The organism is Devosia sp. Soil_C_22, from assembly GCF_057657195.1.
Genome location: NZ_JBDGIY010000002.1, coordinates 635,092 through 657,444 on the forward strand (window position 1 = coordinate 635,092; position 22,353 = coordinate 657,444).

Genomic DNA, 22,353 nt, shown 5'->3' on the forward strand with positions numbered 1-22,353 from the left:
GTCATCCTTTCAGGTTGGGATAAGTCTTGACCGCGTTGTCGACGGTCATCTGTGCGAACGCGGCGGCCGGGAAACCTTCGGGCACCACGTCCTCTTCGAACTGCCAATGCGGGTAGTCGGTCGAGAACAGCAGCATCTCGTCGGACTCGAGGTGATCGACGATACGGGCCACCGTGCTCGGGTCCGCCGGGGCATCGAAGGGGTGGATGGTCATGCGGAAATGCTCGCGCGCCACCTCAACCGGCGGGCGGTCGACCCACGGAATCTCGAGACGCGTACCGCGCCAGAACTTGTTCAGACGCCAGATATAGGGCGACCACCACGAAACGCCGGATTCCATCAAGACGATCTTGAGGCCCGGAAACTTGCCGAAGGTGCCCTCGCACAGGAGGCTCGCGACCTGCGCCTGGAAGTGCAGCGTGTTGGCGGCGTAGTCCTCGACGTAGTAGGTCGGCCAGCCGACGGGCGTAACCGGGAAGCGGTAGCTGCTGCCCGCGTGGATGCCGACCGGCAGGCCATGGCGCTCCGCCGCGGCAAAGAGCGGCCAGAAGTGCCGGCGGCCATAGGGGGCTTCGGCCGCCGCCGGCAGCAGCACCTGCACGAAGCGCTTGTCGCCGGCGCGGCGATCGATCTCCTCGGCCGCCAACTGCGGGTTCTGCCACGGTACGACGATCGAAGCCCGCATCCGGCTGTCCCTGGACAGCCAGGTATCAATCATCCAGTCGTTGATGGCGGTCGAGAACGCGGCCGCCATGTCCTCGCTCATCATGACGGGGACGCCGTAGAGCACGTTTGCGATGGCGTACTGCACGTTCCACGGATCGAGTACGTTGTCGCGATAGCTCTCGAACGAGAAGGCCGGCAGGCCATTGTCGCCGCGCCATTCCGGCCGCCCGGAGAGCGGAGCGCGTGGCGGATAGGCGATCGACTCGAAGCTGCCAAGTCCACGCGCCCGCGCGGCCTCCTGCCATTGCGGGCTGAGATACGGAATGAGGTCGTTCGCATTCGGAACGAGCGGATGCATGTCGCAGTCGATGACGGGGGCGCCGTTCAGGTTCATGTCGTCTCTTTCATGGCTTGCGCACCGGCAGGTTGCGGATTGGTCAGCTTCTCGCGTTCGATCAGGCTGAAGCCGGGTCTGGCGACCTCATCGACTGTCAGGCTCTGTTCCGAGGCCAGCAGACGGCGCGCGGCCATATGCTCGCGCGGCTGGTTGACGGTCTCGACGCCGACCAAGGCGTCGCGCTCGAAGCAGAAGACCGAGAAGCGGCCCGTCGCCGGGTCGCCGACGATCCGGGTGAAATCGGCGGCGCTGGTTATTCCAGCGATCTGGAGCTTGAAGCCGTACTGGTCGCTCCAGAACCAGGGCACGGCATTGTAGGGCTGCGTATCGCCCATGATCGCGCCGGCGACGTGCCTGGCCTGGTCCGTGGCGTTCTGGACTGACTCGAGGCGCACCATCGGGCCGTGTGGTTGGGTCGGAAAGACGGCGCAGTCCCCCACTGCGAAAATGTCCGGGTCGGATGTGCACAACTGCGAGTCCACAACGATCCCGCCGGCGACCTCGAGGCCGGCCGCGACGGCGAGTTCGGCGTTGGCGATGGCGCCGACCGCGAGGAGTGCAAGGTCGCAGTCGATCGTCCGCCCACGGTTCGTCACAAGGCGCTGCACGCGGCCCTCGCCCTCGAGGCGAGCGACGGTCTCGCCCATCACCAGCGTGACACCATGATGCTCGTGCTCGGCGCGCAGGATATTGGCCATCGTGCTCGAGGCTGCCCGGCCGAGCAGCCGCGTCGTCGCCTCAATCACGGTCACGGCCTTGCCGGTGGCTGTTGCCACTGCCGCGAACTCGAGGCCGATCATACCGGCGCCGATCGCGGCTGGAGCGACACAGCCATCGAGATCGGCCGCGATGCGCGACGCGTCCTCGTGGGTACGCAGCACATGCACGCCGCCAAGGTGCGCCCCGGGAATATCGAGGCGGCGTGGCCGGCTGCCAGTGGCGAGGACTAGCCTGTCGTAGCCGATAGCGGCACCATTGGCGGTCGTCACCGTGTGGCGCGCGGGATCGATCGCGGTCACCCGCGTGCCGCGCCGCAGGTCCACCGCCTGCTGGTCGTAGAAGCCCAGCGCCCGCAGCGGCAGTAGATCGCCCGGCAGCCCGTTCCTCATATGCTTGGAGAGCGGCGGCCGGTGGTACGGCGCCTCGCTCTCGTCGGCGATGAGGATCACCCGGCCGTCATAACCGCGCTGCCGCAGCGAGGCGGCAACCTGCACCCCGGCGTGACCGGCCCCGACGATGACTGTCGTACGGGCCATCAGTATTGGGTCTCCGGCACCGTGACCCGCAGGCCATCAAGCGCATCGGAAAGCACGATCTGACAGCTGAGCCGGCTGTTCTCGCCGCGTGGGCTGGCCGCCTCCATGAGCATATCGTCCTCGATCGGACCCATCTCGGGCAGACGGTCGAGATCGCGCGGGTCGACATAGACGTGGCAGGTCGCGCAGGTTGCCGAGCCACCGCATTCGGCCACGATCCCCTCGATGCCGGCATTGACCGCCGTCTGCATCAGGGAGGTCCCTGGCTTGCCATCGATTGCGACATCCGTTCCATCGGGACGGACGAAGGTGACTTTCACCATCTGTGTTTCGCTTCGAAGAAGCGACGCTCCCATGACGTCGGCACCGCGGTGGCGACGGGCACCTCGAGGGTGCAACTGCTGTTCTCGTTGGAGCGCGAGGGTAGGTAACGCCCGGATGAAACCAAGCGCGGAGCCCTCCATTTTTCGCATCGTGGCACGAAGGGCAGGCCGCGGGGCTTGCGTCCCGCGCGAGCTTTCGACGTATACTTGCGAGGCTATGCCGGCCCGCCTCGGCGGTGCCGGCGACAAGGTTCTTGCGGACGATGAAGACGAATAACGATGCGGTTCAGGCCGTGGACCGGGCCATGCGGATCCTCTCCGCCTTGGCAAACCCGAATGGTCGTGGCCAGCGCCTCAAGGATCTGGCCAGCCATACCAAGATGCACCCATCGACCGTGCATCGGTTGCTGACGACCATGCAGCAGCGCGAGTTCGTGCACTACGAGCAGGCTGACTCCACCTGGCACGTGGGCCGCAACGCCTATCTGGCAGCGGCCGGATTCCTGGGCGGAATCAACTACGTCACGGTGGCCAAACCCTTCATCAAGAGTTTGCGCGACACCGTGCTGGAAACCTGCAGCCTCGGGGTGATCGAGGGCCGGGAAATTCTCATCGTCAGCCAGTTCCAGGGCCGCGAGATCGAGCGGATCCTTTCCAGGGTTGGGCGTTGCCTGCCCATCGCACGTTCGGCGATGGGACATGCGATGCTCGCCGCATGGTGGGACAGGGACGGCAAGCCCGATGTCATCATCGACGCGATTTCCGGCGTCGACGATGTGGATCGGCCGGCACTTGAGCGTTCGATCGAGGCGGTGAAGCGGACCGGGTTCGCGGTCAGCGAGGCGCGCGCTCTCGACGGCGTCCGCACCATTGCGTCGCCGGTGTGCGGCGTGGGGGGCAAGCCGCTCTGCGCCATTTCGATCGCGGGCACGGTCGACCGTTTGTCGCTGGATCGCATCGACGAAGCAGGACGCAAGATGGCAGAGGTTGCCGCCGATATCTCGGCAGCCATCGTCGTGAAAGAACTCTCCGGGCGTCGTACGGCAGTGCGAGGTACCGTGTAGCGCCGGGCTCCGCTGGTGACGCAACCGTGAGCAGCGCCCGGGGACGAGACGTGTACAACCCCCATCGCCGGAAGGTCGCCCCTCATCGCGATGGACAGGCTTCTTCTGATAGGCAGGAGGTAGACGATGAAAAGTGCTGCGCCTCGGCTGGACCGCGTAATCTCACTTGAGCGTGCTCTGCAACTGCTCGCCGATCTCTCCGCGCATGAAGAGGGCCTGCGGGTCGAGCAACTGATGAAGCTGGCGGAACTGCCGCGCACAACTGTCTATCGGTTGCTGCGTACGCTCAAGGGGCAGAACTTCGTCAGCTTTGAGCCGGCCACCGGGATATGGCGCGTGGGGCGACAGGCCTTCATCGTCGGCGCCGTGCACATTCACGAGGATAGCCTCGCTTCGGCCGCGGCGCCCTACCTGAAGCGCGTGCGGGATCTTTCGCGGGAGACGGCCAATCTCGGGCTGGTGCAAGGCGGCGACGTCGTGATCCTGTCCCAGGTGGCAAGCCGGGAGATCAACCGGGCCAGCACCTCGGTTGGCGGGCGAGTGCCGGTGGTCAACTCCGGGCTCGGGAAGGCCATTCTTTCGACCTATGGCGCCGAAGCAGCCAACGCGACAGCCGACATTCGCGGCTTCAGCCGCTTCACTCCCCGTTCCATCACGCGCATGGGAGAACTGCGCGAGCAACTGGGTCTGGTGGCGGCCAACGGCTTTGCCGTCGATGACGAGGAATTTCGTCCCGGGCTTCGCTGCGTGGCTGCCCCGGTGTTCAACAGCCAGTCGGAGGCCTGTTGTGCAATCTCCGTGTCGGGCCTCGCCACTCGCATCTCGAGCGAACGAATCCGGGCCTTGGGCACAATTGTCGAGCAAGCCGCCCATGACCTAACCTTGAACCTGGGCGGCATAACTCCCCAGCGCCAGTAGCGCTGAGCGCGACCAGTCAACGCGTCTGGAGACAGTCTCCAAGTGCCCGACGACCAACCTGATAGGCGCATCCGGCGCCACCGGCTGCACCGAAGCGCGAACATCATGTTCGACGCCTTCCGATGCGACAACTTAAATATCCAGTAATATCAGCCTGTTAGGCAATGCATCTGCGGCAACGGCGATTGCCGACCCGGCCTGACGCAATGGGCACACCGGCGCTCCTGCCACCAAGCCGGCAGTGCAGACAAAGTGCGGTGCGACGCTGCGAGTTCTATGAGCTGCGGCCCGGCATGTCCTATCGCGAGGTTCGCGACATCGTCGGCCGCGACGGCGAGGTCATCTCCCAAATGGCCACCGTACAGACACCCAGAATACACTTCGGCAGCATGACCGCATCGGGAACGGCACGATGGTGTCGAGGACACACAGCTCAATCTCAAATGGGCGTGCTCAATCAATTGCAGCCACTTTCTGCCTTGTCCGCTTAGCGCCAGCAGCGGACGTCGGGACCAAGCTGCCCGTTGCCTCCGAACACTTCCACATCGTCGAACACTCTCATCCCGTTCCAGCCTGAGCGCTCAGCTGCTTGCCGAAGCTCGCGCAACTGGTTCGCAGGGTCTGCGCGAGATGGTCGTTCCATGGCCAGAAGCCTACCTGTTCGCCAGGCGATTGCTCCCGTGGACGCCCCGCAAACAGAACTCCGGAAACGAATATCACGTTGAGGCAACAGCCCGGTCGGCTAGCTAGAACGCAGATGCAGCTTGCCAGCGGAATCCTCAACGTAAATTCCTATAATCGGTACATTGTAACTTACTGTGTAACAGATATCGGAATATCTGTTGACACAATCGAGATGGCGTTCTCCTATGCCTAGGAAATGGACACCCGTGGTTGGGTGCCCAATTAGACGACTTAAGGTGTAGCGATTATGGTTGCGGTCGAACGTGTGAAGAGTGGCAGCAAGTTCGAGGACCTGTTCAAGTTCTCGCGGCTAGTGAAGGTGGATCGCTGGATCTACTCGTCCAACACGGCCGGCCGAAACTACCAGACCCGCGAAATCTCCTCCGATGTCCGCGAGCAGGCGCATCAGGCGCTCAGCAACCTTGAGGGCGCGCTGGCCGGCGTCGGCGCCAAGCTGTCGGACACCGTCCGCTTCCACATCTCGGTCGGTGCCGTCGAGGATCTCGAGCCGGTGCTCGAGGTCATCGCCGAGCGTGTCGGTGGCAACGATCCGGGCCACACGATTGCGATCGGGCCGCTGCCCAACGCCGAAATGAAGCTCGAACTGGCGCTCATCGCATACATCCGCGACCCGGAGACCCCGGACGTCGTGACCAAGGTGACTGTGTGAGGCGCAAGTGGGGAGCACGGCCATGGCCGACGTTGTAATCATCGGTGCCGGCATTTCCGGCTCCTCGAGCGCCTACGAACTGGCCAAGGAAGGCCTTGACGTCGTGCTGGTCGATCGGTTCGGGCCGGCCGCCATGGCCTCGGGCTGGACGCTGGCTGGCGTACGGCAGTCCGGCCGCCACCCGGCCGAGCTGCCGCTGGCCAAGGCCGCGGTGGAGATCTGGTCGACCCTGGCCGACGAACTCGACAGCCCGACGCATTACAGCCGGGGCGGCAATCTCCGCCTCGCCCGCAATGCCGAGGAAATGCCGGTCATCGAGGGCATCGTGCGCGAACAAGCCGCGCTCGGGCTCGACCTGACTCTGCTGAAGAGCAACAAGGAAATCCGCGAGATCGCGCCGGCCATCGCCGAGCACGTGCTCACCGCTTCCTTCTGCCCGACCGACGGCAGCGCCGATCCCTCGAGCACCGTTCTCGGCTTCGTCCGCGCTGCTGAACGGCTCGGCGTCACCACCCGCTTCGGCGAGCGCGTGCTGGAGATCGAGGTCGAGGATGGCAAGGTCGCCGCCGTGGTCACCGATAAAGGCCGCATTCCGACAAAGAAGGTGGTGGTCGCCGCCGGCATTTTCGGTAACGAGGTGCTGCGGCCGCTCGGCATCGAGGTGCCGCTGCAGGTGCCGATGGTAACCGTGCTGCGCTCCGCCCCGATCGACGCCGTGCTCAGCCAAGTGATCGGCGTCGCCAATGCCGATTGCGCCGGCCGGCAGGAATACCACGGTCGCTTCCGCGTTACGAGCGGGCTGCAGGACTGGCATGGCGGCCTGCTCGAGCGGCAGACCGAGGCCGGCATTCGCCCGAAGGTGCTGCCGACCGGCCATAGCATGGCCGAGGTGGTCGAGCTGTTCGGCAATGTCGTGCCGGCCTTCGCGACGGCGCAGGTCGAGGACTACTGGGCCGGTCTCATCGACCTGACCCCCGACGCCCTGCCGGTGATCGACCCCAATCTCGGCATCGAGGGCCTGGTGGTCACCATGGGCTTTTCCGGCCACGGCTTCTGCCTCGGCCCGATCACCGGCAAGCTGGTGAGCGACCTGGTGCAGGAGCGCGCCCCGCGGCTCCCCATCGAGCCGTTCCAGTACAGCCGGTTCCACAACAGCCGCACGTTCACCGAAGGCGCGACGCTGCACGGCTGACACGTAGTTCCACGAGTTTCTCAGTGAGGGAGCAAAGCTCATGTCTATGAATGGAGTGAAGTTGGGTACGGCAGCGGTGGCGCTGCTGGTCGGTCTCGGCGCCACCGCCAGCCTGGCGCAGACGCTGAACGTGGCCGTGCCGGGCAACGACATGGCGACGCTCGATCCGCATCGCGCCAGTGCGACGCTCGACAAGAACGTCATCAACTGGATGTTCAACGGCCTCGTCCGCACCGCCCCCGGCCAGTACGCGCTCGACACCATCGAACCAGACCTTGCCGAGAGCTGGATCACATCGGATGACGGCCTGACCTGGACCTTCAAGCTGCGCCAGGACGTGAACTGCCAGAGCGACTACGGCCAGCTCACCGCCAAGGACGTGGTGTACTCGCTGCAGCGTGCCGCCAACCCCGAGACCTCGAGCTATGCCGGCGACTACGCGGCATTCGAGCAGATCACCGCGGTCGACGACTACACGGTCGAGATCAAGCTCGCGAATGTCATCCCGAGCGTGCTCGGCCTGCTGGTGCCGTTCAATGGCGGCTCGATCATCTGCGAGGCGGCCGGCACCGCGCTGGGCGAGAACTTCGGCCGCAATCCGGTCGGCACCGGTCCCTTCGCCTTTGGCGAGTACCAGTCGCAGCAGTATGTCCGTCTCGTCGCCAACGAGAACTATTTCCGTGGCGCGCCGCAGATCAAGGAGATCATGTTCCGCTATCTCGGCTCCGACTCGAGCCGCGACCTCGCCTTCCAGTCCGGCGAAGTCGACCTAGTGAACGGCCGCTTCGAGGAGTCGTGGCTGACCCGCACCGCTGAGCTGCCCGACACCACCGTACAGGTGCTCGGCCCCTACGAGTTGCACCAGCTGCACCTTAACATGAACCAGCCGCCGCTCGACGACATCCGCGTCCGCCAGGCGATCGCGCATGCCATCGATCGCGCCGGACTCGTTGCGTTCCGTGGCGCCACGCTGACGCGCGAAGCCACTTCGGTGATCCCTTCGGGCTATCTCGGTTACGAGGCGCAGGCCCTGCCCGAGTACAATCCCGACCGGGCCCGCGAACTGCTGGCCGAAGCGGGCTACCCGGACGGCATCGACTTGAAGACCGTGCAGACCACCTTGCCCGCTATGCTGACCACGATGGAAGTCGTGCAGGCGCAGCTGGCCGAGGTCGGCATCCGCCTCAACTTCGAACTTGTCGATCATCCGACCTTCCACGAACAGATCCGCCAGGACCTGTCGCAAGTGGTGTACTACGGTGCGGCTCGCCTGCCGGTAGCCGACATCTTCCTGACCCAGTTCTTCGACTCGAAATCCATTGTTCAGACCGAAGGCGCGGTGACCAACTTCTCGCACTGCAACGTCGCGGACGCTGAAATCACGGCCGCCCGCACCGAGACCGATCCGGAAAAGCAGAAGCAACTCTGGGTCGACGCACAGCGCAAGATCGTCGAAGCCGTCTGCGCCGTCCCGATGTACGAGATGGGTCAGCCTTACGCCTGGAACAACAAGGTTCAGTTTGCCTACCCGCTGGCCGGCTCGCTGAACCTGTCGCCCACTATCGACGAAACGACGCGACTGGCTGACTGATGCTCGGCTTTGTTCTGCGCAGACTGGGATTCGCCGTCATCACGCTGTTTGCGGTGCTGACCCTGGTGTTCTTCGTCATCAGGGTGCTGCCCGGCGATCCAACGGTGGTCATTCTCGGCGACCAGGCCAGCGCGCAGAGCATCGCCCTCCTTCGGGAGCGCATGGGGCTCGACCAGCCCATCTGGCTGCAATATCTGCAGTTCCTGGGAGGTGCCTTGCAAGGCAACTGGGGCACCTCCCTCGTTTCCGGACGTCCGGTGATCGGCGAGATTCTGAACGTCCTGCCGCACACGCTGGAGCTCACCGCCGTGGCGCTGGTGCTGGGCGTCACGCTCGGGCTGCCCGCTGGCATCTGGGCGGCGGTCAACCGCAACCGCATCCCCGACTTCGTAACCCGCATCGTCTCGCTGCTCGGGCTGTCGGCTCCGGCGTTCGTGTCGGGCATCGTGCTGCTTTTGCTCTTTGCGATCATGCTGCGATGGTTTCCGGTGATCAGCAGCGGGCGCAGCACCGACTTGTGGGGAAAGCTGCGTGAACTGGCACTCCCCGCGCTCAACCTCGCGCTGATCATGGCGGCCTACGTGACCCGCGTCACCCGCTCGTCCATGCTCGAAGTGCTCAGCCAGGACTACGTTCGCACCGCCATGGCGAAGGGCGCCTCCGGCACGGCCGTGGTCTGGCGGCATGCGCTACGCAACTGCCTGATCCCGGTCGTCACTGTGGTCGGGCTCTATCTCGGAATCCTGATCGGGAACTCGGTGCTGACCGAGATCGTCTTCAACCGCCCGGGACTCGGCAAGCTGATCGTCGGCGCGCTGAACCAGCGCGACTACACGATGCTGCAGGGCATGATGGTGATCTACACCCTCATCGTCGTGCTGGTGAACCTACTCACCGACCTCGTCTACGGCGTCATCGACCCACGGGTGCAGTACAAATGACCAAGGCCACCACGGTTGCCCCGCAGCGCCGCAACGAGTTCCTGCTGTTGGTGGGCAACGCCCTCCGCTTCACCGGCAAGGCGCTCACCAGCAACCCGACCACGCTGGTCGGCACGATCGTCTTCGCCGCCATCGTAATCCTTGCCATCCTCGCGCCGGTGATTGCGCCGCACGACCCGATCGCGCAGCGCATCTCGATCCGTCTGCAGGGCCCGAGCTGGGAGCATTGGCTCGGCACCGACTATTATGGGCGCGACATTCTCTCGCGCCTGCTGCACGGCGCCCGCTACTCGCTGCTGATCGGCATCGCCTCGATCACGCTGGCAGTGCTGATCGGCTCGTTGATCGGGCTCATCGCCGGCTATTTCGGCGGTCGCATCGACATCGTCATCATGCAGATCATGGACGTGGTGCTGGCGTTTCCGGCGCTGATCCTCGGCATCATCCTCGTTGCCGTGCTGGGGGCAAGCGTCACCAACATCATCGTCGCCATTGCCTTTACTGCGGTGCCGGCTTTCGCGCGCATCGCCCGCGCACCGGTGATGGCGCTGCGCGAGCGCGAGTTCGTGCAGGCCGGGCGAGCGCTCGGCTTCTCCGACCTGCGCATCATGTTCAGGCACATCCTGCCCAATATCGTGCCCGAGATTATCGTCATGACTTCGCTGTGGATGGCGACCGCCGTGCGCACCGAGGCATCGCTGGCCTTCATCGGCCTCGGCATCGCACCGCCGACCCCCACATGGGGCGGCATGGTGCGCGAGGGCTTCGAAAACATCCTCGACAGCTACGCCGTGGCGCTGTTCCCGAGCCTTGCGGTGCTGGTGCTGGTGCTGTCGCTCAACCTGATCGGCGACGGCCTGCGCGACGCCATCGACCCCAAACTGGCGAACAACTCATGACCTCACCCGTTATTCGCGTCGACAACCTGCGCGTCGGTTTCGGCAAGGCCGACGTGGTGAAGGGCATCTCATTCTCGCTCGAGGCCGGCAAGACGCTAGCGCTGGTCGGCGAGTCAGGCTCGGGCAAGAGCGTCACGGCGCTCTCGATCATGCGGCTCTTGCCCGAGAAGGCCCGCGTCTCGGGCTCGATCCGGCTCGGTGACACCGAGATGCTCTCGCTGGGCAAGGAGCAGCTACGCAAGGCACGCGGCAGCCTTGCCGGCATGATCTTCCAGGAGCCGATGACCAGCCTCAACCCGGTGATGCGGGTCGGCGACCAGGTGGTGGAAGCGCTGCGCTATCACACGGACCTGTCCGCCGACGCGGCGAAGAAGGAAACGCTGCGGTTGTTCGAGCGCGTCCGCATCCCGGACGCCGAGCGTCGCTTCTCCGAATACCCGCACACCTTCTCAGGCGGCATGCGGCAACGCGTGATGATCGCCATGGCACTGGCCTGCAAGCCGCGCCTCTTGATCGCCGACGAGCCGACCACGGCGCTCGACGTCACCATCCAAGCCGAAATCCTCGGGCTACTCGCCGAGCTGCAGCGTGACACTGGCACCAGCGTGCTGTTCATCACCCACGACATGGGCGTGGTGGCCGAGATTGCTGACGACGTATTGGTGATGCGACACGGCGAACTGCTGGAGCACGGCCCGGTGCATCAGATCTTCAGCGCGCCGCAGAACGCCTACACCCACCACCTGCTGGCGGCAGTGCCCAAGCTTGGCGATATGGCGCAGCACGAGGGCCCGAAGCGCTTTCGTGAGCGGCCCGCAGCCGAGGCGAAGGCTTCTGCGCCACTTGCCGACGGCAACATTCTTGAGGTCAGCAATCTCGTCACCCGCTTCCCGGTTCGGCGCGGCATGCTGGGCCGGCACGTAGCCAACGTCCACGCCGTCGAGGACGTGTCATTCAGCCTGAAGCGCGGCGAGACGCTGGCACTGGTCGGCGAATCCGGCTGCGGCAAGTCCACCACCGGGCGGTCGATCCTGCGGCTCACGGAGCCGCAGTCGGGCGAGGTCCGCTTCGACGGCAGGAACGTCCTGAAGAGCGACGGGGAGGACCTGCGCCGCATCCGTCAACAGATCCAGATGATCTTCCAGGACCCGTACGGCTCGCTCGATCCGCGTCAGACGGTGGGCTCCGCCATCGCCGAACCGATGAGGGTGCATGGCATCGTCGCCGCCGACGAGGTCGACGACCGCGTGGCCGAGCTGCTACGCCGCGTCGAGCTCGATCCGGCGGCGGCGGTACGCTTCCCGCACGAGTTCTCGGGTGGTCAACGGCAACGCATCTGCATCGCCCGCGCCCTGGCACTCGACCCGCAACTAGTCATCGCTGACGAGGCGGTCTCGGCGCTCGACGTGTCGATCAAGGCACAGGTCACCGACCTGATGCTGGACCTGCAGCAGGACCTCGGCCTCTCCTACCTGTTCATATCGCACGACATGGCGGTGGTGGAGCGGATAAGTCACCGCATCGCTGTGATGTATCTCGGGCAGATCGTCGAGATTGGGCCGCGCGCCGCGGTGATCGGCTCGCCAACCCACCCGTACACGCAGCGGCTGCTGGCGGCCGTGCCGGTGGCCGATCCGTCGGCGCGCCGCGAACGCCGGACCGATCAGGTGTCGGAGGAGCTGCGCAGCCCGCTGCGGCCGCTCGACTACCAGCCGGCGCCCGGCACCTACCGCGAGGTGAGCCCTGGGCATTTCGTCATGCAGGCGGCCTGAGCGGCGGCCCAGCTGACCAGATGCGCTCTAAAAGAAGCCCGGCCATGCCGGGCTTCTCGCGTTCAGCCATGCAACTCGACAGTGCTGCCCGCCGCCTGGTTCTTGAACCGGGAAATCCGGAACGCCTCGATCGGGTGCGACGACGGCTTTCCTTCGGCGAGGTCGGCGAGGATCTGCCCTGTCACCGGACCCAGGCAGAAGCCATGCCCGGAGAATCCGGTGGCGAGCACCACACCGCCGGAATCGGGGAGAACGTCGAGCACCGGCAGCGCGTCGACGGTCTGGTCGATCAACCCGCACCACAGCCGATCAAGCTTCACATCGGCCAGCGACGGCAGGAGCGCCGTGTAGCGCTCAATCAGTTCGCCTACGCTGCGTGCCGGCGGCCGCACCTGCGGCAGCGGGTCGAGCTCGAGCTGCCCGTCCCATACTTCATGGCCGCCGCCGATGCGGAACTGTCCACCCACTTCCTGGCGCAGCGTGGTGTCGCCGTTGGCGACGCCGATCACCGGCATCTGCGGCGCCTGCATCGGCACCGAACGCATCATCGTGGCGCTCATCACCTCATAGGGAACGCGGTAGCCGAACGGCTCGACCAGCGTGTTGCCGTAGATGCCGGTGGCGACCACCACCTGTCCCGCGGCGATGACGCCCGAGGCGGTAGCGACGCCCGTGGCCTTGCCGTTTTCGACCTTCAGCGCCGTGACCACCTCGCCGAACCGCGTCGCGACGCCAAGCCGCCGACCGGCCTCGACGAAGCTCTTGACGGTCGCATGCGGGTCTGCATGCCCGTCGGTGGGGCAGAACGAGGCGCAAATGACGCTGTCCGACACCAGCGGCGCGATCTCGCGCACCTCGTCGCCGCGCACCAGCCGCATCTCGAGCCCGAGCCGCCCGTGCTCGGCGACAATGCCCTCGATGCGCTTTACCTCACCCTCGTCGCGGGCACAGCGCAGGTTGCCGACCTGCCGGTAATGCGTCTCGCCATCGAGTTGCGCCGCAAGGTCCTGCCAGATCGCCACAGCGGCCTGAGCCAGCGGCAGTTCGGCAGGATGCCGGCCCGACTGGCGCACGCCCGCCAGGGTCCAGCCAGAGGCCATTGACGCCGGGCCGTATTGATCTATCAGAACCACAGAGTGGCCCCGCTTGGCCAACTCGTAAGCTGTCGCCGAACCGCTGATCCCTGCCCCTACTACTGCGAAGTCGAACATTGCGTTGCCGTACCCCATCCTGTGTTGACTATCCGAAATGGAGGATAGTGCAATAATCGGTTTTCAACTATAGCGGGAGTTCCGATAATCGGTTCTGATGCATGTTGGCGGAGATTTTCCATGGCCAGTGAAAGCTCGAGCAATGCTGAGCGGGCTGGTGAAATCCTGATCCATCTCGGCAATGCCGGGACCGAAGGCCTGTCGCTGCAGGCGTTGTCGCTGAAGCTCGACGAGGCGAAGTCCGCCACGCGCCGCGCCCTCGTCGCACTTTCAAAGCGAGGCTTCGTCGAGGCCGCAGGAAAGTACGGTCACTATCGGCTGGGCCCGGCGATTTTCGGCCTCGCGAACCGCACCACCTCGGTGAGCGAAATGGTTCGCCGTTTTCGCCCCGCCGTCACCGAGGTCGCCGCGGTGACGCAGCAGTCGAGTTACCTGATGGTCCGCGCCGGCTTCGACGCCATCTGCGTCGACATGCACGAGGGCACCGCCTTCGTGCAGACGCTGACTGGTGGCATCGGCGGCCGCGTGCCGCTCGGCATCGGCCCGGGAACGGTCAGCATCCTTACACTGCTCGAGCCGACGGCGGTGGACGGTATCCTCGAACAGAACCAGCCGCGCTTCGGCCTCTACAACCACGCCAACATGGCCAAGGTGCAGCGCGAACTCGGGCGCGCTCGCGAACTCGGCTACAGCTACGACATCGGCGAGACCTACCCCGACGCCGGCGGTGTCGCGGTTCCCATCCGCTCCAGCCACGGCATCACTGCAGCGGCGGTCTCCATTGCCATACCGGCTTCTCTCCTGACACCCGCACGCGCCGCGGAAATTGCCGACATCATCGGCAAGGCCGTGCAACGGTGCGAGTCAACTTAAGGCCTACGCCAGTGTCCGCTCAGGGCCAGTGGCGGACATCGCCGCAGGTCGGGACCGCGGGCCCTGGGGGCGGCAAAATCACCCACGAACGGCGCCTGTCACGAGGCCCTTGACCAGCAGGCCCTGCGCGAACCACACGAAGATCAGGGTCGGGATGATCATCAGCACGCCCGCCGCCGACATGGCGCCCCAGTCGATGCCGTATTGCGACACGAAGCTGGTGAGCCCCACCGGCAGGGTCTGGGCTGCCTTGCTCGAGGTCAGGGTCAAGGCCAGCAACAGGTCGTTCCAGGTGAAAAGGAACGTGATCACTGCGCTGGCGCCGATGCCGGGCAGGATCAGCGGCGTGACGATGGTGACCAGCGTGCGTAGCGTCCCTGCCCCATCGACCTGGGCCGACTCCTCGATTTCCTTCGGCACGTCCTGGATGAAACCCATGAGCAGCCAGATCGCGACGGGGAGTTTTGAGGCAGTGTGGGCGAGGATCAGGGCCCAGACCGAGTCGAGCAACCCGAACTGGGCAAACACCGCGAACATCGGAATGGCGAAGGCGATGACCGGGATCATGCGCATGATCAGCAGCAGCGTGATCACGATCTTGAAGCCCGGCAGGCGGAAGCGCGATATCGCATAGGCGCACGGCACCGCGAACAGGATGACGAACACTACCGTCATCAGCGACACGAACACGGTGTTCCACAGGTAGCTGAGCGTGTCGTACTCGGCGAACACCCGGACGTACTGGATCCAGGTCATCTGCTCGGGGATGATCTTCACCGGCACCGAGAACAGCTCGTTGGAGCTGCGGATCGAGGTGAGGATCAGCCACACCAGCGGGAAGACGGTCAGCAGCACCGTGAACAGCAACGCGGCATAGCGCGCCACCAATCCGATGCTGATACCCTTGCGGCGGCGCGGCGCGGCGACAGCCGCAGTGCTGAAAGTTTGCTCGGCCATCAATTGCCCCTCACTTTGTTCCAGACCCAGGGCGTGATGTAGAGCAGCGCCAAGAAGATGAACGACAGGAACAGCGCGATGTAGGACACGGCCGAAGCGTGGCCGAAATCAACGCTCTGGAACGCCATCTGGTAGGCGTAGACGGTGAGCGTCGTGGTTGCGCCGCCCGGTCCGCCCTGCGTCATCAGCCAGATGATGTCGAAGCTGCGGAAGGTGTCGATGATGCGCAGCATCAGCGCGATCATGATGACCGGCCGCAACAGCGGCAGGATGATCAGCCAGAACGTGTCCCACGCCGAGGCGCCATCCACCGAAGCGGCCTCGAGCGGCTCCTGCGGCATGGATTGGAGACCGGCGAGGAACAGCAGCACCATGAGCGGCGTGCTCTGCCAGACATCGGCGATGATCACCGAGGCCAGCGCCCAGCCCGGATCGGTGAGCCAGGGCGCTTCGGGCAGGCCGACCATGCGCAGCAGCGCATCGACCAGGCCGAACTGCGTATTGAACAGCCAGCGGAAATTGAGGCCGACAACGGCCGGCGCGATCATCGGCGGGATCAGTAGCAGCGTTGTCGCCAGCCGCAGCCCGCGCATCTTGGTATTGATCAGCAGCGCAATGGCCATGCCCGCCACCAGCTCAACTCCGATGGAGATCGAGCTGAAGATCATCTGGTTGCGGAAGGCCTGCTGGAAATGGCGGCCGCCGATCTCGTCCGTATAGTTCCTGAGGCCGAGGAACGGCGCCTCGCCGCTGAGATCCCAGCGGAAAAAGCTCATCACGAAGGAATAGATCAGAGGGTAGAGCAGGACCGCGGCCATCAACAGGAACGCGGGGCCCGCCAGCATGTAGCCCTTCTGCCACGAGTAGGTCAGCGGCGCTCTGCGCCGCCGACCCTTGCTAGCTTGCATAGCGATAGACGCCATTAGTCATAGGCCCCGGCGCGCGACAGGATCTCATCGGCATCGGCTGCCGCGGCGTTCAGCGCATCGGTGGGGCTGGCCTGCTGGCTCAGCGCCGACTCGATGGTCGAGTACATCAGCGTACTGACCTTGGAGAAGCCTGGGAGCTTGGGCCATTCACGGCCGGTCGCGATTGTGCCTTCCAGCTGGCCCAGCCATTCCGCCCGTGCTCCCGTCGCCTCGGACACGACCTGCTTGGCCATCGAGGTGAGGCTGGGGAAGTTGGTGAACTCGTCGAACTGCACCTTCTGGACGTCCGGACCGACAGCGAACTTGATGAACTCGACCGCCGGTTCCTTGCGCTGCGAATAGCTGTTCAGCGCCAGTGCGTGCGAGACCACGCAGGAGATCGCCTCCTTGTCCTTCACGTGCGGCGCTGTCGCCCACTTGCCGACCACCTGCGACTCCGCCGGATCGTCGAACTGGGCGAACGAGCCTGGCCAGTTGATCGTGTTGTAGCAGGCGCCCGAGGTGAAGTTGGACGAGTTCTCGTTCCACTGGAACGTCACGGCGTTGGGCGGCACGACCTTATGCTTGTGGATGAGGTCGTGGTAATAGGTCAGCGCCTTGATGCCGGCCTCGGAGTTGAAGGCCGGACGGTTATTCTCGTCGACCCATTCGCCACCGGCCTGCCACAGGAAGTCCGAGAACGTGCGCTGGGCGGGGTCGCCCTGGCCCGGCACGACGAGGCCATAATGGCCGTTGCCGGTGATCTTCTGGCTGACATTGACCAGGTCGTCCCAGGTGACCGCGGCGCTGAGGCCGTTCTCCTCGTAAATATCCTTGCGGTAGAACTGGTTGCGGGCATCCACGTTGCGCGGAATGGCCGCCAGTTCGTCCGTCTTGGGATTCTTGAGGTATTGCAGCGTGACGGGGAAGAAGTCGGCGAGCTCGGCGTCCGTGAAGTAGCTGTTCAGCGGATCGAAGGTGTTGAAGTACGATTCAATCAGCGCGGTATGCGTGCTGTAGACATCATACTGGTTGCTCCTGGCGGCGCCGAGCGTCACCACCTTGGACGAGAGCGGAGTGAATTCGAGCAGGTCGTAGTTGACCTTGATGCCGGTCTTGGCGGTGAAGTCGCCGACGACCTTGGCCCAGAATTCCGGATAGCTGCCGCCGCTGGTGATCAGCAGGGCGCTGATCTCGGTGGCCTGGGCCTTGGCGACCCATGGGGTAGCGAGCGTGCCCGCGGCAGCGGCCGAGCCCACCATGAAGCTGCGTCTAGACAGTTTTAGGGACATCACAGGTTCCTCCTCATTGTGACAAGTCCAGCATCGCCAGAACGGCGCGATGATTGTTCACCGGGCACAGGGCGGTCTCCTCAGGCCGCCGCGGTGCCGCAGGGCTATTCGACCTCCTGTGTGAGAAGACCGATGCTGCGGATTGCCTCGAGGCATGCACCGCAAGGGTGATAGTCGGGATCGAAGCTGTCGCCCTTGCGGGTATCGGTCCGATCCTGCTTGAGCGCGGGGACCTTGAACCAGCCGCCATGCTCGTGATCGATGAGCTGCGTCTGGGCGTAGTTCCACGCCGTCTCGTAGTCGGTCCAGTACGACTCTTCGCCGGTCGCGGCGCCGAGTACGGCGGCCGCGCCGATCGCTTCCGACGTCGACCAATAGCTCGGGCGCGCATCGGCGATGGTGAAGTTGCGGTTGAGCCCGGTGTAGAAGCCGCCCTTGGCGCGGTCCCAGCCATAGTCCCAGCCGAGGCTGTAGAGATGGCGCGCCTGCGGCATCAGCCAGTCCGTGGGACGGTAGCGCGCGAGAATGCCGAGCAGCTTCGCCCATTCGAGCTGATGGCCGGGCATCATGCCCGTGGCCGACTCGAGGCTCGCCCGGTCGCGCTCACGCTTTTCCCAGTCGGGGCGCCAGTCGGCGTCGTAGTTCTCCCAGACATAGCCGCCACAGGCCGTCGCGAGTTCGTAGGCCAGCCGCTCGGCGATGCGGTAGGCCCGATCGAGGTGGCTCTTGTCGCCGGTCGCCTCGTAGGCGGCGATGAAAGCCTCGCAGAAATGCATGTTGGGGTTCTGCCCGCGATAGGGCGTGACCTCGGAGAAATCCTCGCTCGCCGTGTTGATGGCGAGCGTATCGCCGCGGAACATCTGGGTGACTGCGACATCGACCGCGTCATCGAGCAGCTCGCGTGCGCCCGGTACGCCGGCACGTAGCGCCATGGCGCCGGCCAGTACCACAAAGGCGTGGCCATAAGCCTGCTTCCGCCGATCGGTCGGCTGGTCGCCCTGGACCATCCAGAAATAGCCGCCATGCACAGTGTCGCGGTGGACGCGCGTCAGGAAGTCGATGCCTTCGGCCGCGGCCGCCTCGCACCAGGCGAGCCCGGTTTCGGCAATGATGCCCATCGAGAACAGCACGACGAAGCGGGAGCTGGCGACGAGATGTTTCTGGTCGCCATCGAGCACCGAGCCGTCGCCATCGAGCATGTTGAGGTAGCCGCCGCGACGCTCGTCGCGGGCAGCCGGGTACCAGAAGTTCAGAATGGACGAAATCTGTCCGCGCAACCATGACGGGTTCAGGCACTCTGCGTGCTTGCTCAGCGCATCCATGTTTCCCCTCCTCCGACGCGCCGGCTTTTGCCGGTCACGTCACCTCCGCGTCATTTTCCGCTATTCACGGCCTACCTGTGTGCTTATCAGACAAGTGGACGATAATGAGAGCGGCTATGCGTGTCAATCGCTCGACAGGATGAACCGGACGCGGTGCAGAAGAGGTAGGTGGGGATCAGGCGGCCGCGCGCTTAGTTTTCGCTGGAGTTCCGCGGCTGTCGGCAGTACCGGCGGACATGGGCTATAAAAGATGTCATATGATCGCATGAGTCAGACGACGATGCGGCCCTGGTCGCTCCGCGACGGTAGCGCCACGATCGGCTTTTGGACTACTGCCGTGCAACCAGGTGGGGACAAGTCGTCATGGCGATGAAAGTTCGGCTTCACACATTGCCCAATCAGGTGGCGGGCATCCTTGCGCGCCGTATCGCCTTGCGGGAGCTGAAGGACGGGCTGGTGCCCTCCGAGCAGGAGGTCTCGCAAGAGTTCACCGTCTCCCGGGCGGTGGCGCGGGAATCGCTGAAGATCCTCGCCGCGCTCGACATGGTCGAGATCGCGCAGGGCCGACGCGTCGCCGTACGCCCCGAGGCCGAGTGGGATTACCTGAGCCCGGCGCTGATCGACTGGCTGCCGCACGAGCACATACGACAGCTGTTCCATGAACTGCACGAGGCGCGGCTGATCTTCGAGCCGCCGATCGCGGCACAGGCGGCGCAGAACCTGACAGCGGAGAACCTGTCGCAGCTCGGCCGGCTGGTCGACGAAATGCCCAAGCGGCACCACGACACCGACGGCTATCTCGAGCTCGATCTCGAATTTCATATGGAAATCTGCCGGGCGACACGCAACCGCATCCTCGACCGGTTCATGTATTCGTCGCGCTGGTGGCAATCGGCCAGCCGCCGCATCAGCAACCAGGCGCCGGACGCGCTGACCATCGCCACCGAGCAGCACCGTGCCATCTACGAAGCGCTGGTCACCCGCGATCCGGCCAAGTCCGAGGCCGCGATGCGTGCGCATCTGCTGGAAAACACCATACTGAAGATGGTCGACGAACAGGCCGTCTGAGACCTGCCATCGACCACCCCAGGGGGAGCCTTATGCCTTGACGGTTGCCGTTGCGGCCTCCGCCTCGCGGCGGCGGGCGGCCCAGTAGCCGAACATGTCGCCCTTGTCGGCAAGCTCGGCCCAGATCGGCTTGGTCAGCGCATCGAGGCGGGCGACATCATCGTCCGAGATGCTCCAGCCGACGGCGCCGACGTTTTCCTCGAGTTCGCTGACTGTACGCGCACCCAGCAGCGGCGAGGTGATGCCGGGCCGGCTGGTGAGCCACTGGATCGCCAACTGCGGCACGGACTTTCCGTACTTGGCAGCGATCTCGCGAAGAGCGTCGACGGCGTCGAGTGCCTTCTCGTAGATGCCGGGCTGGAACAGCACCGTAGTGCGCCGCTGGTCGCCTTCGACGAACTGGGTCTGGCGCGAAAGCGTGCCGGTCAGCAGGCCCTGCGCCAGCCCGCTATAGGGCATGACGCCGATATCGTGCTCGCGGCAATAGGGCAGCAGCTCAGCTTCGACTTCGCGCCAAAGCATATTGTAGGGCGGCTGCACCACGTCGATCTTGCTGTAGCGGCCGGCTTCCTCGATGCCCTGTGGGGTGAAGTTCGAAACGCCGACGGACTTGATCGTGCCCTTCTCGCGCAGCTTCTGCAGCGCTTCCATGGTCGGCCCGATCGGGAATTTCGGGTTGGGCCAGTGCACGAAGTAGACGTCGACGTAGTCGGTCTTCATGCGCCGCATCGAGCCCTCGAGCGCCGGTACCAGCGCTTCCGGATCGAGATTGGCAGGCGAGACCTTTGAGGCGATGACGGCCTTGTCGCGCAGCCCCACCAGGGCGCGGCCGACGACTTCCTCGGCGTGACCAGCGCCATACACCTCGGCTGTGTCGATCAGAGTGACGCCCAGCTCAAGCGCGCGTCGGATGACGCGGATCGACTCTTCGTCGTCCGCCGCGCCCCAGAAGGCGCCCGACATGCCCCAGGTCCCCAGGCCGATCTGCGAGACCGTGACCGGCGACGAGCCTAGTTGACGATATTCCATAACCCCTCCTCCTCTAACGACGACGATCCTTCCTCTGGCGCCGTCCAGCGAACTATGTTTAGACGGTGAACTGCTTATCTGACAAGTTGGAACGTTGTTCCTCTTAAGGAGGGCATGTGGGTAGAAAGTCCACCGCCGTCGGCGCTCGATTCCGGACTTGCCGGACGGCTGATCGCGTTGAGGGAGAACAATGGGTAAGCGGATCGTCTTCACCGGCGGCAGTGGCCGGATCGGCCGTCACGTCGTGCCGTACCTGCTGGAGCGTGGCCATCAGGTGCTGAACCTCGATCTGGCCCCGCTCGATATACCGGGAGTGACCACGATCAATACCAACCTTGCCGATAGCGGCGAGGCATTCAACGCGCTGAGTTCCAGCTTCGGCTTCGGCGAGTATTTCGCCGGCACGGGCGGTGCGCCGGTCGACGCCGTCATCCACTTCGCCGCCATCCCGCGGATCTTCCTCCGGCCGGACAACGCGATGTTCGCGGCCAATGTGCTCGGGACCTACAACGTGCTCGAGGCGGCGACCAAGCTGGGCATCCGCAAGGTGATCGTGGCGTCGAGCGAGACCGTCTACGGCATCTGCTTTGCCGAGGGCGAGCGTGCCTTCACCTCGTTCCCGATCGATGAGGACTACCCGCTCGATCCCACCGACAGCTACGGGCTGTCCAAGGTCGTAGGCGAGAACATCGCACGCTCGTTTGCCTCGCGCAGCGGCGCCGATATCTACTGCCTGAGGATCGGCGGGGTGATCGAGCCGCAGGACTATGCCGAGCGCTTTCCGGGTTTCCTCGCCAATCCACGGGCGAAGCGGCGCGATGCCTGGACCTATATCGATGTCCGCGACCTCGGCCAGATCGTCGAACTCTGCCTCGAAAAGGACGGGCTCGGCTTCCAGGTCTTCAATGCCGTGAACAACGACATCATCGCCCGAGAGCCGACTGCGCAGTTCCTCGCGACGCAAGAGCCCGGCGTGCCAATCACCCGCGAGATCGGCCAGTTCGAAGGTCCTATTTCCAACCGCAAGGCCCGCGAGCTTCTGGGCTTTCAGGAGCAACACAACTGGAAGCAGTATGCAAAGGGCTGGCTCTGATCACCCGTAACACCTGCATGCGGCGTGACTTCGGCCAACGAGGCCGGATGCCCACGTCCCTTTAACTCGTCCCGTACAAGCCATCTTGACGTCACTCAACTTGTCCGACAATCATATTAGCAGACCGCATTCATTGGCTGGTTTGGAGGAACTTGGAACGTGAAGATCACGTCTGTGAAGACGGCCGCCTCGACCGGCCATTGCATGCATCTGTGGGTGAAGATCAC

The 22,353-nt window shown here is 64.6% G+C and carries 20 protein-coding genes; 11 read left to right on the plus strand and 9 right to left on the minus strand.

Translation table 11 applies throughout. The features are described 5' to 3' along the window. Position 1 precedes the first annotated feature (1 nt). From AC3A6I_RS20150 to AC3A6I_RS20160, 3 genes are read right to left on the minus strand one after another with little or no spacing between them, the layout of a single operon-like run. Complete coding sequence (locus AC3A6I_RS20150; protein ID WP_487545656.1) at positions 2-1,060, minus strand: amidohydrolase family protein; 1,059 nt, start codon at positions 1,058-1,060, stop codon at positions 2-4. Next, positions 1,057-2,319 carry an NAD(P)/FAD-dependent oxidoreductase gene (locus AC3A6I_RS20155; RefSeq protein WP_487545657.1) on the minus strand — a complete coding sequence of 421 codons (1,263 nt, stop codon included), beginning with the start codon at positions 2,317-2,319 and terminating at the stop codon, positions 1,057-1,059. The genes AC3A6I_RS20150 and AC3A6I_RS20155 overlap by 4 nt, the downstream gene beginning before the upstream one ends. Continuing rightward, positions 2,319-2,642: a 2Fe-2S iron-sulfur cluster-binding protein gene (locus AC3A6I_RS20160; RefSeq protein ID WP_487545658.1), complete on the minus strand. Its 324-nt coding sequence runs from the start codon at positions 2,640-2,642 to the stop codon at positions 2,319-2,321. Before AC3A6I_RS20160 ends, AC3A6I_RS20155 begins: the two co-directional genes overlap by 1 nt. A 263-nt stretch (positions 2,643-2,905) precedes the next feature. On the opposite strand from AC3A6I_RS20160, the gene AC3A6I_RS20165 reads away from it, so the two are divergent. The 8 genes from AC3A6I_RS20165 (at position 2,906) to AC3A6I_RS20200 (ending at position 12,373) form a co-directional block, all read left to right on the plus strand. Then, positions 2,906-3,706, plus strand: a complete 801-nt coding sequence (locus tag AC3A6I_RS20165; RefSeq protein WP_487545659.1) for an IclR family transcriptional regulator — start codon at positions 2,906-2,908, stop codon at positions 3,704-3,706. 126 nt (positions 3,707-3,832) lie between these two features. Beyond that, positions 3,833-4,624 (plus strand): IclR family transcriptional regulator, encoded by a 792-nt coding sequence (locus tag AC3A6I_RS20170; protein ID WP_487545660.1) that lies wholly within the window; start codon positions 3,833-3,835, stop codon positions 4,622-4,624. A gap of 931 nt (positions 4,625-5,555) precedes the next feature. Continuing rightward, positions 5,556-5,978 carry a Rid family hydrolase gene (locus AC3A6I_RS20175; RefSeq protein WP_487545661.1) on the plus strand — a complete coding sequence of 141 codons (423 nt, stop codon included), beginning with the start codon at positions 5,556-5,558 and terminating at the stop codon, positions 5,976-5,978. A 22-nt stretch (positions 5,979-6,000) separates the two neighbouring features. Next, on the plus strand, positions 6,001-7,170 hold the full coding sequence (locus AC3A6I_RS20180) for an NAD(P)/FAD-dependent oxidoreductase (RefSeq protein ID WP_487545662.1): 1,170 nt from the start codon (positions 6,001-6,003) through the stop codon (positions 7,168-7,170). A gap of 40 nt (positions 7,171-7,210) precedes the next feature. Then, positions 7,211-8,761, plus strand: coding sequence for an ABC transporter substrate-binding protein (locus AC3A6I_RS20185; protein WP_487545663.1), 1,551 nt, complete (start codon positions 7,211-7,213; stop codon positions 8,759-8,761). Continuing rightward, the gene (locus AC3A6I_RS20190; RefSeq protein ID WP_487545664.1) at positions 8,761-9,702 is read left to right on the plus strand and encodes an ABC transporter permease; all 942 of its coding nucleotides are present in this window, start codon (positions 8,761-8,763) and stop codon (positions 9,700-9,702) included. The genes AC3A6I_RS20185 and AC3A6I_RS20190 overlap by 1 nt, the downstream gene beginning before the upstream one ends. Further along, on the plus strand, positions 9,699-10,601 hold the full coding sequence (locus tag AC3A6I_RS20195; protein WP_487545665.1) for an ABC transporter permease: 903 nt from the start codon (positions 9,699-9,701) through the stop codon (positions 10,599-10,601). Before AC3A6I_RS20190 ends, AC3A6I_RS20195 begins: the two co-directional genes overlap by 4 nt. Further along, positions 10,598-12,373: an ABC transporter ATP-binding protein gene (locus AC3A6I_RS20200; RefSeq protein WP_487545666.1), complete on the plus strand. Its 1,776-nt coding sequence runs from the start codon at positions 10,598-10,600 to the stop codon at positions 12,371-12,373. The genes AC3A6I_RS20195 and AC3A6I_RS20200 overlap by 4 nt, the downstream gene beginning before the upstream one ends. Before the next feature lie 62 nt (positions 12,374-12,435). On the opposite strand, the gene AC3A6I_RS20205 is transcribed toward AC3A6I_RS20200, so the two are convergent. Further along, entirely contained in the window at positions 12,436-13,602 is a 1,167-nt protein-coding gene (locus tag AC3A6I_RS20205) for an NAD(P)/FAD-dependent oxidoreductase (protein WP_487545667.1), read from the minus strand. Between the two features lie 102 nt (positions 13,603-13,704). On the opposite strand from AC3A6I_RS20205, the gene AC3A6I_RS20210 reads away from it, so the two are divergent. Continuing rightward, a complete protein-coding gene (locus AC3A6I_RS20210) occupies positions 13,705-14,457 on the plus strand; it encodes an IclR family transcriptional regulator (protein ID WP_487545668.1) in 753 nt (250 codons plus the stop codon). 78 nt (positions 14,458-14,535) lie between these two features. Here the strand turns inward: AC3A6I_RS20210 and AC3A6I_RS20215 are convergent, their stop codons facing one another. From AC3A6I_RS20215 to AC3A6I_RS20230, 4 genes are all read right to left on the minus strand, one after another. Then, positions 14,536-15,414 (minus strand): carbohydrate ABC transporter permease, encoded by an 879-nt coding sequence (locus AC3A6I_RS20215; RefSeq protein ID WP_487545669.1) that lies wholly within the window; start codon positions 15,412-15,414, stop codon positions 14,536-14,538. Continuing rightward, entirely contained in the window at positions 15,414-16,322 is a 909-nt protein-coding gene (locus tag AC3A6I_RS20220) for a carbohydrate ABC transporter permease (RefSeq protein WP_487545670.1), read from the minus strand. Before AC3A6I_RS20220 ends, AC3A6I_RS20215 begins: the two co-directional genes overlap by 1 nt. Positions 16,323-16,336: 14 nt before the next feature. Beyond that, positions 16,337-17,614 carry an ABC transporter substrate-binding protein gene (locus AC3A6I_RS20225; RefSeq protein WP_487545671.1) on the minus strand — a complete coding sequence of 426 codons (1,278 nt, stop codon included), beginning with the start codon at positions 17,612-17,614 and terminating at the stop codon, positions 16,337-16,339. Positions 17,615-17,718: 104 nt separating this feature from the next. Continuing rightward, positions 17,719-18,936, minus strand: a complete 1,218-nt coding sequence (locus AC3A6I_RS20230; protein WP_487545672.1) for an AGE family epimerase/isomerase — start codon at positions 18,934-18,936, stop codon at positions 17,719-17,721. Positions 18,937-19,299: 363 nt separating this feature from the next. Here AC3A6I_RS20230 and AC3A6I_RS20235 point away from each other — a divergent pair, with 363 nt between their 5' ends. Continuing rightward, positions 19,300-20,004, plus strand: coding sequence for a FadR/GntR family transcriptional regulator (locus tag AC3A6I_RS20235; protein ID WP_487545673.1), 705 nt, complete (start codon positions 19,300-19,302; stop codon positions 20,002-20,004). Between the two features lie 30 nt (positions 20,005-20,034). On the opposite strand, the gene AC3A6I_RS20240 is transcribed toward AC3A6I_RS20235, so the two are convergent. Continuing rightward, entirely contained in the window at positions 20,035-21,033 is a 999-nt protein-coding gene (locus AC3A6I_RS20240) for an aldo/keto reductase (RefSeq protein ID WP_487545674.1), read from the minus strand. A gap of 190 nt (positions 21,034-21,223) precedes the next feature. On the opposite strand from AC3A6I_RS20240, the gene AC3A6I_RS20245 reads away from it, so the two are divergent. Beyond that, on the plus strand, positions 21,224-22,126 hold the full coding sequence (locus AC3A6I_RS20245; RefSeq protein WP_487545675.1) for an NAD-dependent epimerase/dehydratase family protein: 903 nt from the start codon (positions 21,224-21,226) through the stop codon (positions 22,124-22,126). The last annotated feature ends 227 nt before the right edge of the window (positions 22,127-22,353 follow it).

What these genes read in the sequence shown, in the direction of transcription:
- AC3A6I_RS20210 (WP_487545668.1), top strand. Translation starts at nt 13,705, where the DNA reads ATGGCCAGTGAAAGCTCGAGCAATGCTGAGCGGGCTGGTGAAATCCTG.
- AC3A6I_RS20175 (WP_487545661.1), top strand. Translation starts at nt 5,556, where the DNA reads ATGGTTGCGGTCGAACGTGTGAAGAGTGGCAGCAAGTTCGAGGACCTG.
- AC3A6I_RS20205 (WP_487545667.1), bottom strand. Translation starts at nt 13,602, where the DNA reads ATGGGGTACGGCAACGCAATGTTCGACTTCGCAGTAGTAGGGGCAGGG.
- AC3A6I_RS20240 (WP_487545674.1), bottom strand. Translation starts at nt 21,033, where the DNA reads ATGGAATATCGTCAACTAGGCTCGTCGCCGGTCACGGTCTCGCAGATC.
- AC3A6I_RS20245 (WP_487545675.1), top strand. Translation starts at nt 21,224, where the DNA reads ATGGGTAAGCGGATCGTCTTCACCGGCGGCAGTGGCCGGATCGGCCGT.
- AC3A6I_RS20215 (WP_487545669.1), bottom strand. Translation starts at nt 15,414, where the DNA reads ATGGCCGAGCAAACTTTCAGCACTGCGGCTGTCGCCGCGCCGCGCCGC.
- AC3A6I_RS20220 (WP_487545670.1), bottom strand. Translation starts at nt 16,322, where the DNA reads ATGCAAGCTAGCAAGGGTCGGCGGCGCAGAGCGCCGCTGACCTACTCG.
- AC3A6I_RS20200 (WP_487545666.1), top strand. Translation starts at nt 10,598, where the DNA reads ATGACCTCACCCGTTATTCGCGTCGACAACCTGCGCGTCGGTTTCGGC.
- AC3A6I_RS20180 (WP_487545662.1), top strand. Translation starts at nt 6,001, where the DNA reads ATGGCCGACGTTGTAATCATCGGTGCCGGCATTTCCGGCTCCTCGAGC.
- AC3A6I_RS20225 (WP_487545671.1), bottom strand. Translation starts at nt 17,614, where the DNA reads ATGTCCCTAAAACTGTCTAGACGCAGCTTCATGGTGGGCTCGGCCGCT.
- AC3A6I_RS20190 (WP_487545664.1), top strand. Translation starts at nt 8,761, where the DNA reads ATGCTCGGCTTTGTTCTGCGCAGACTGGGATTCGCCGTCATCACGCTG.
- AC3A6I_RS20165 (WP_487545659.1), top strand. Translation starts at nt 2,906, where the DNA reads ATGAAGACGAATAACGATGCGGTTCAGGCCGTGGACCGGGCCATGCGG.
- AC3A6I_RS20195 (WP_487545665.1), top strand. Translation starts at nt 9,699, where the DNA reads ATGACCAAGGCCACCACGGTTGCCCCGCAGCGCCGCAACGAGTTCCTG.
- AC3A6I_RS20235 (WP_487545673.1), top strand. Translation starts at nt 19,300, where the DNA reads ATGGCGATGAAAGTTCGGCTTCACACATTGCCCAATCAGGTGGCGGGC.
- AC3A6I_RS20155 (WP_487545657.1), bottom strand. Translation starts at nt 2,319, where the DNA reads ATGGCCCGTACGACAGTCATCGTCGGGGCCGGTCACGCCGGGGTGCAG.
- AC3A6I_RS20185 (WP_487545663.1), top strand. Translation starts at nt 7,211, where the DNA reads ATGTCTATGAATGGAGTGAAGTTGGGTACGGCAGCGGTGGCGCTGCTG.
- AC3A6I_RS20150 (WP_487545656.1), bottom strand. Translation starts at nt 1,060, where the DNA reads ATGAACCTGAACGGCGCCCCCGTCATCGACTGCGACATGCATCCGCTC.
- AC3A6I_RS20230 (WP_487545672.1), bottom strand. Translation starts at nt 18,936, where the DNA reads ATGGATGCGCTGAGCAAGCACGCAGAGTGCCTGAACCCGTCATGGTTG.
- AC3A6I_RS20160 (WP_487545658.1), bottom strand. Translation starts at nt 2,642, where the DNA reads ATGGTGAAAGTCACCTTCGTCCGTCCCGATGGAACGGATGTCGCAATC.
- AC3A6I_RS20170 (WP_487545660.1), top strand. Translation starts at nt 3,833, where the DNA reads ATGAAAAGTGCTGCGCCTCGGCTGGACCGCGTAATCTCACTTGAGCGT.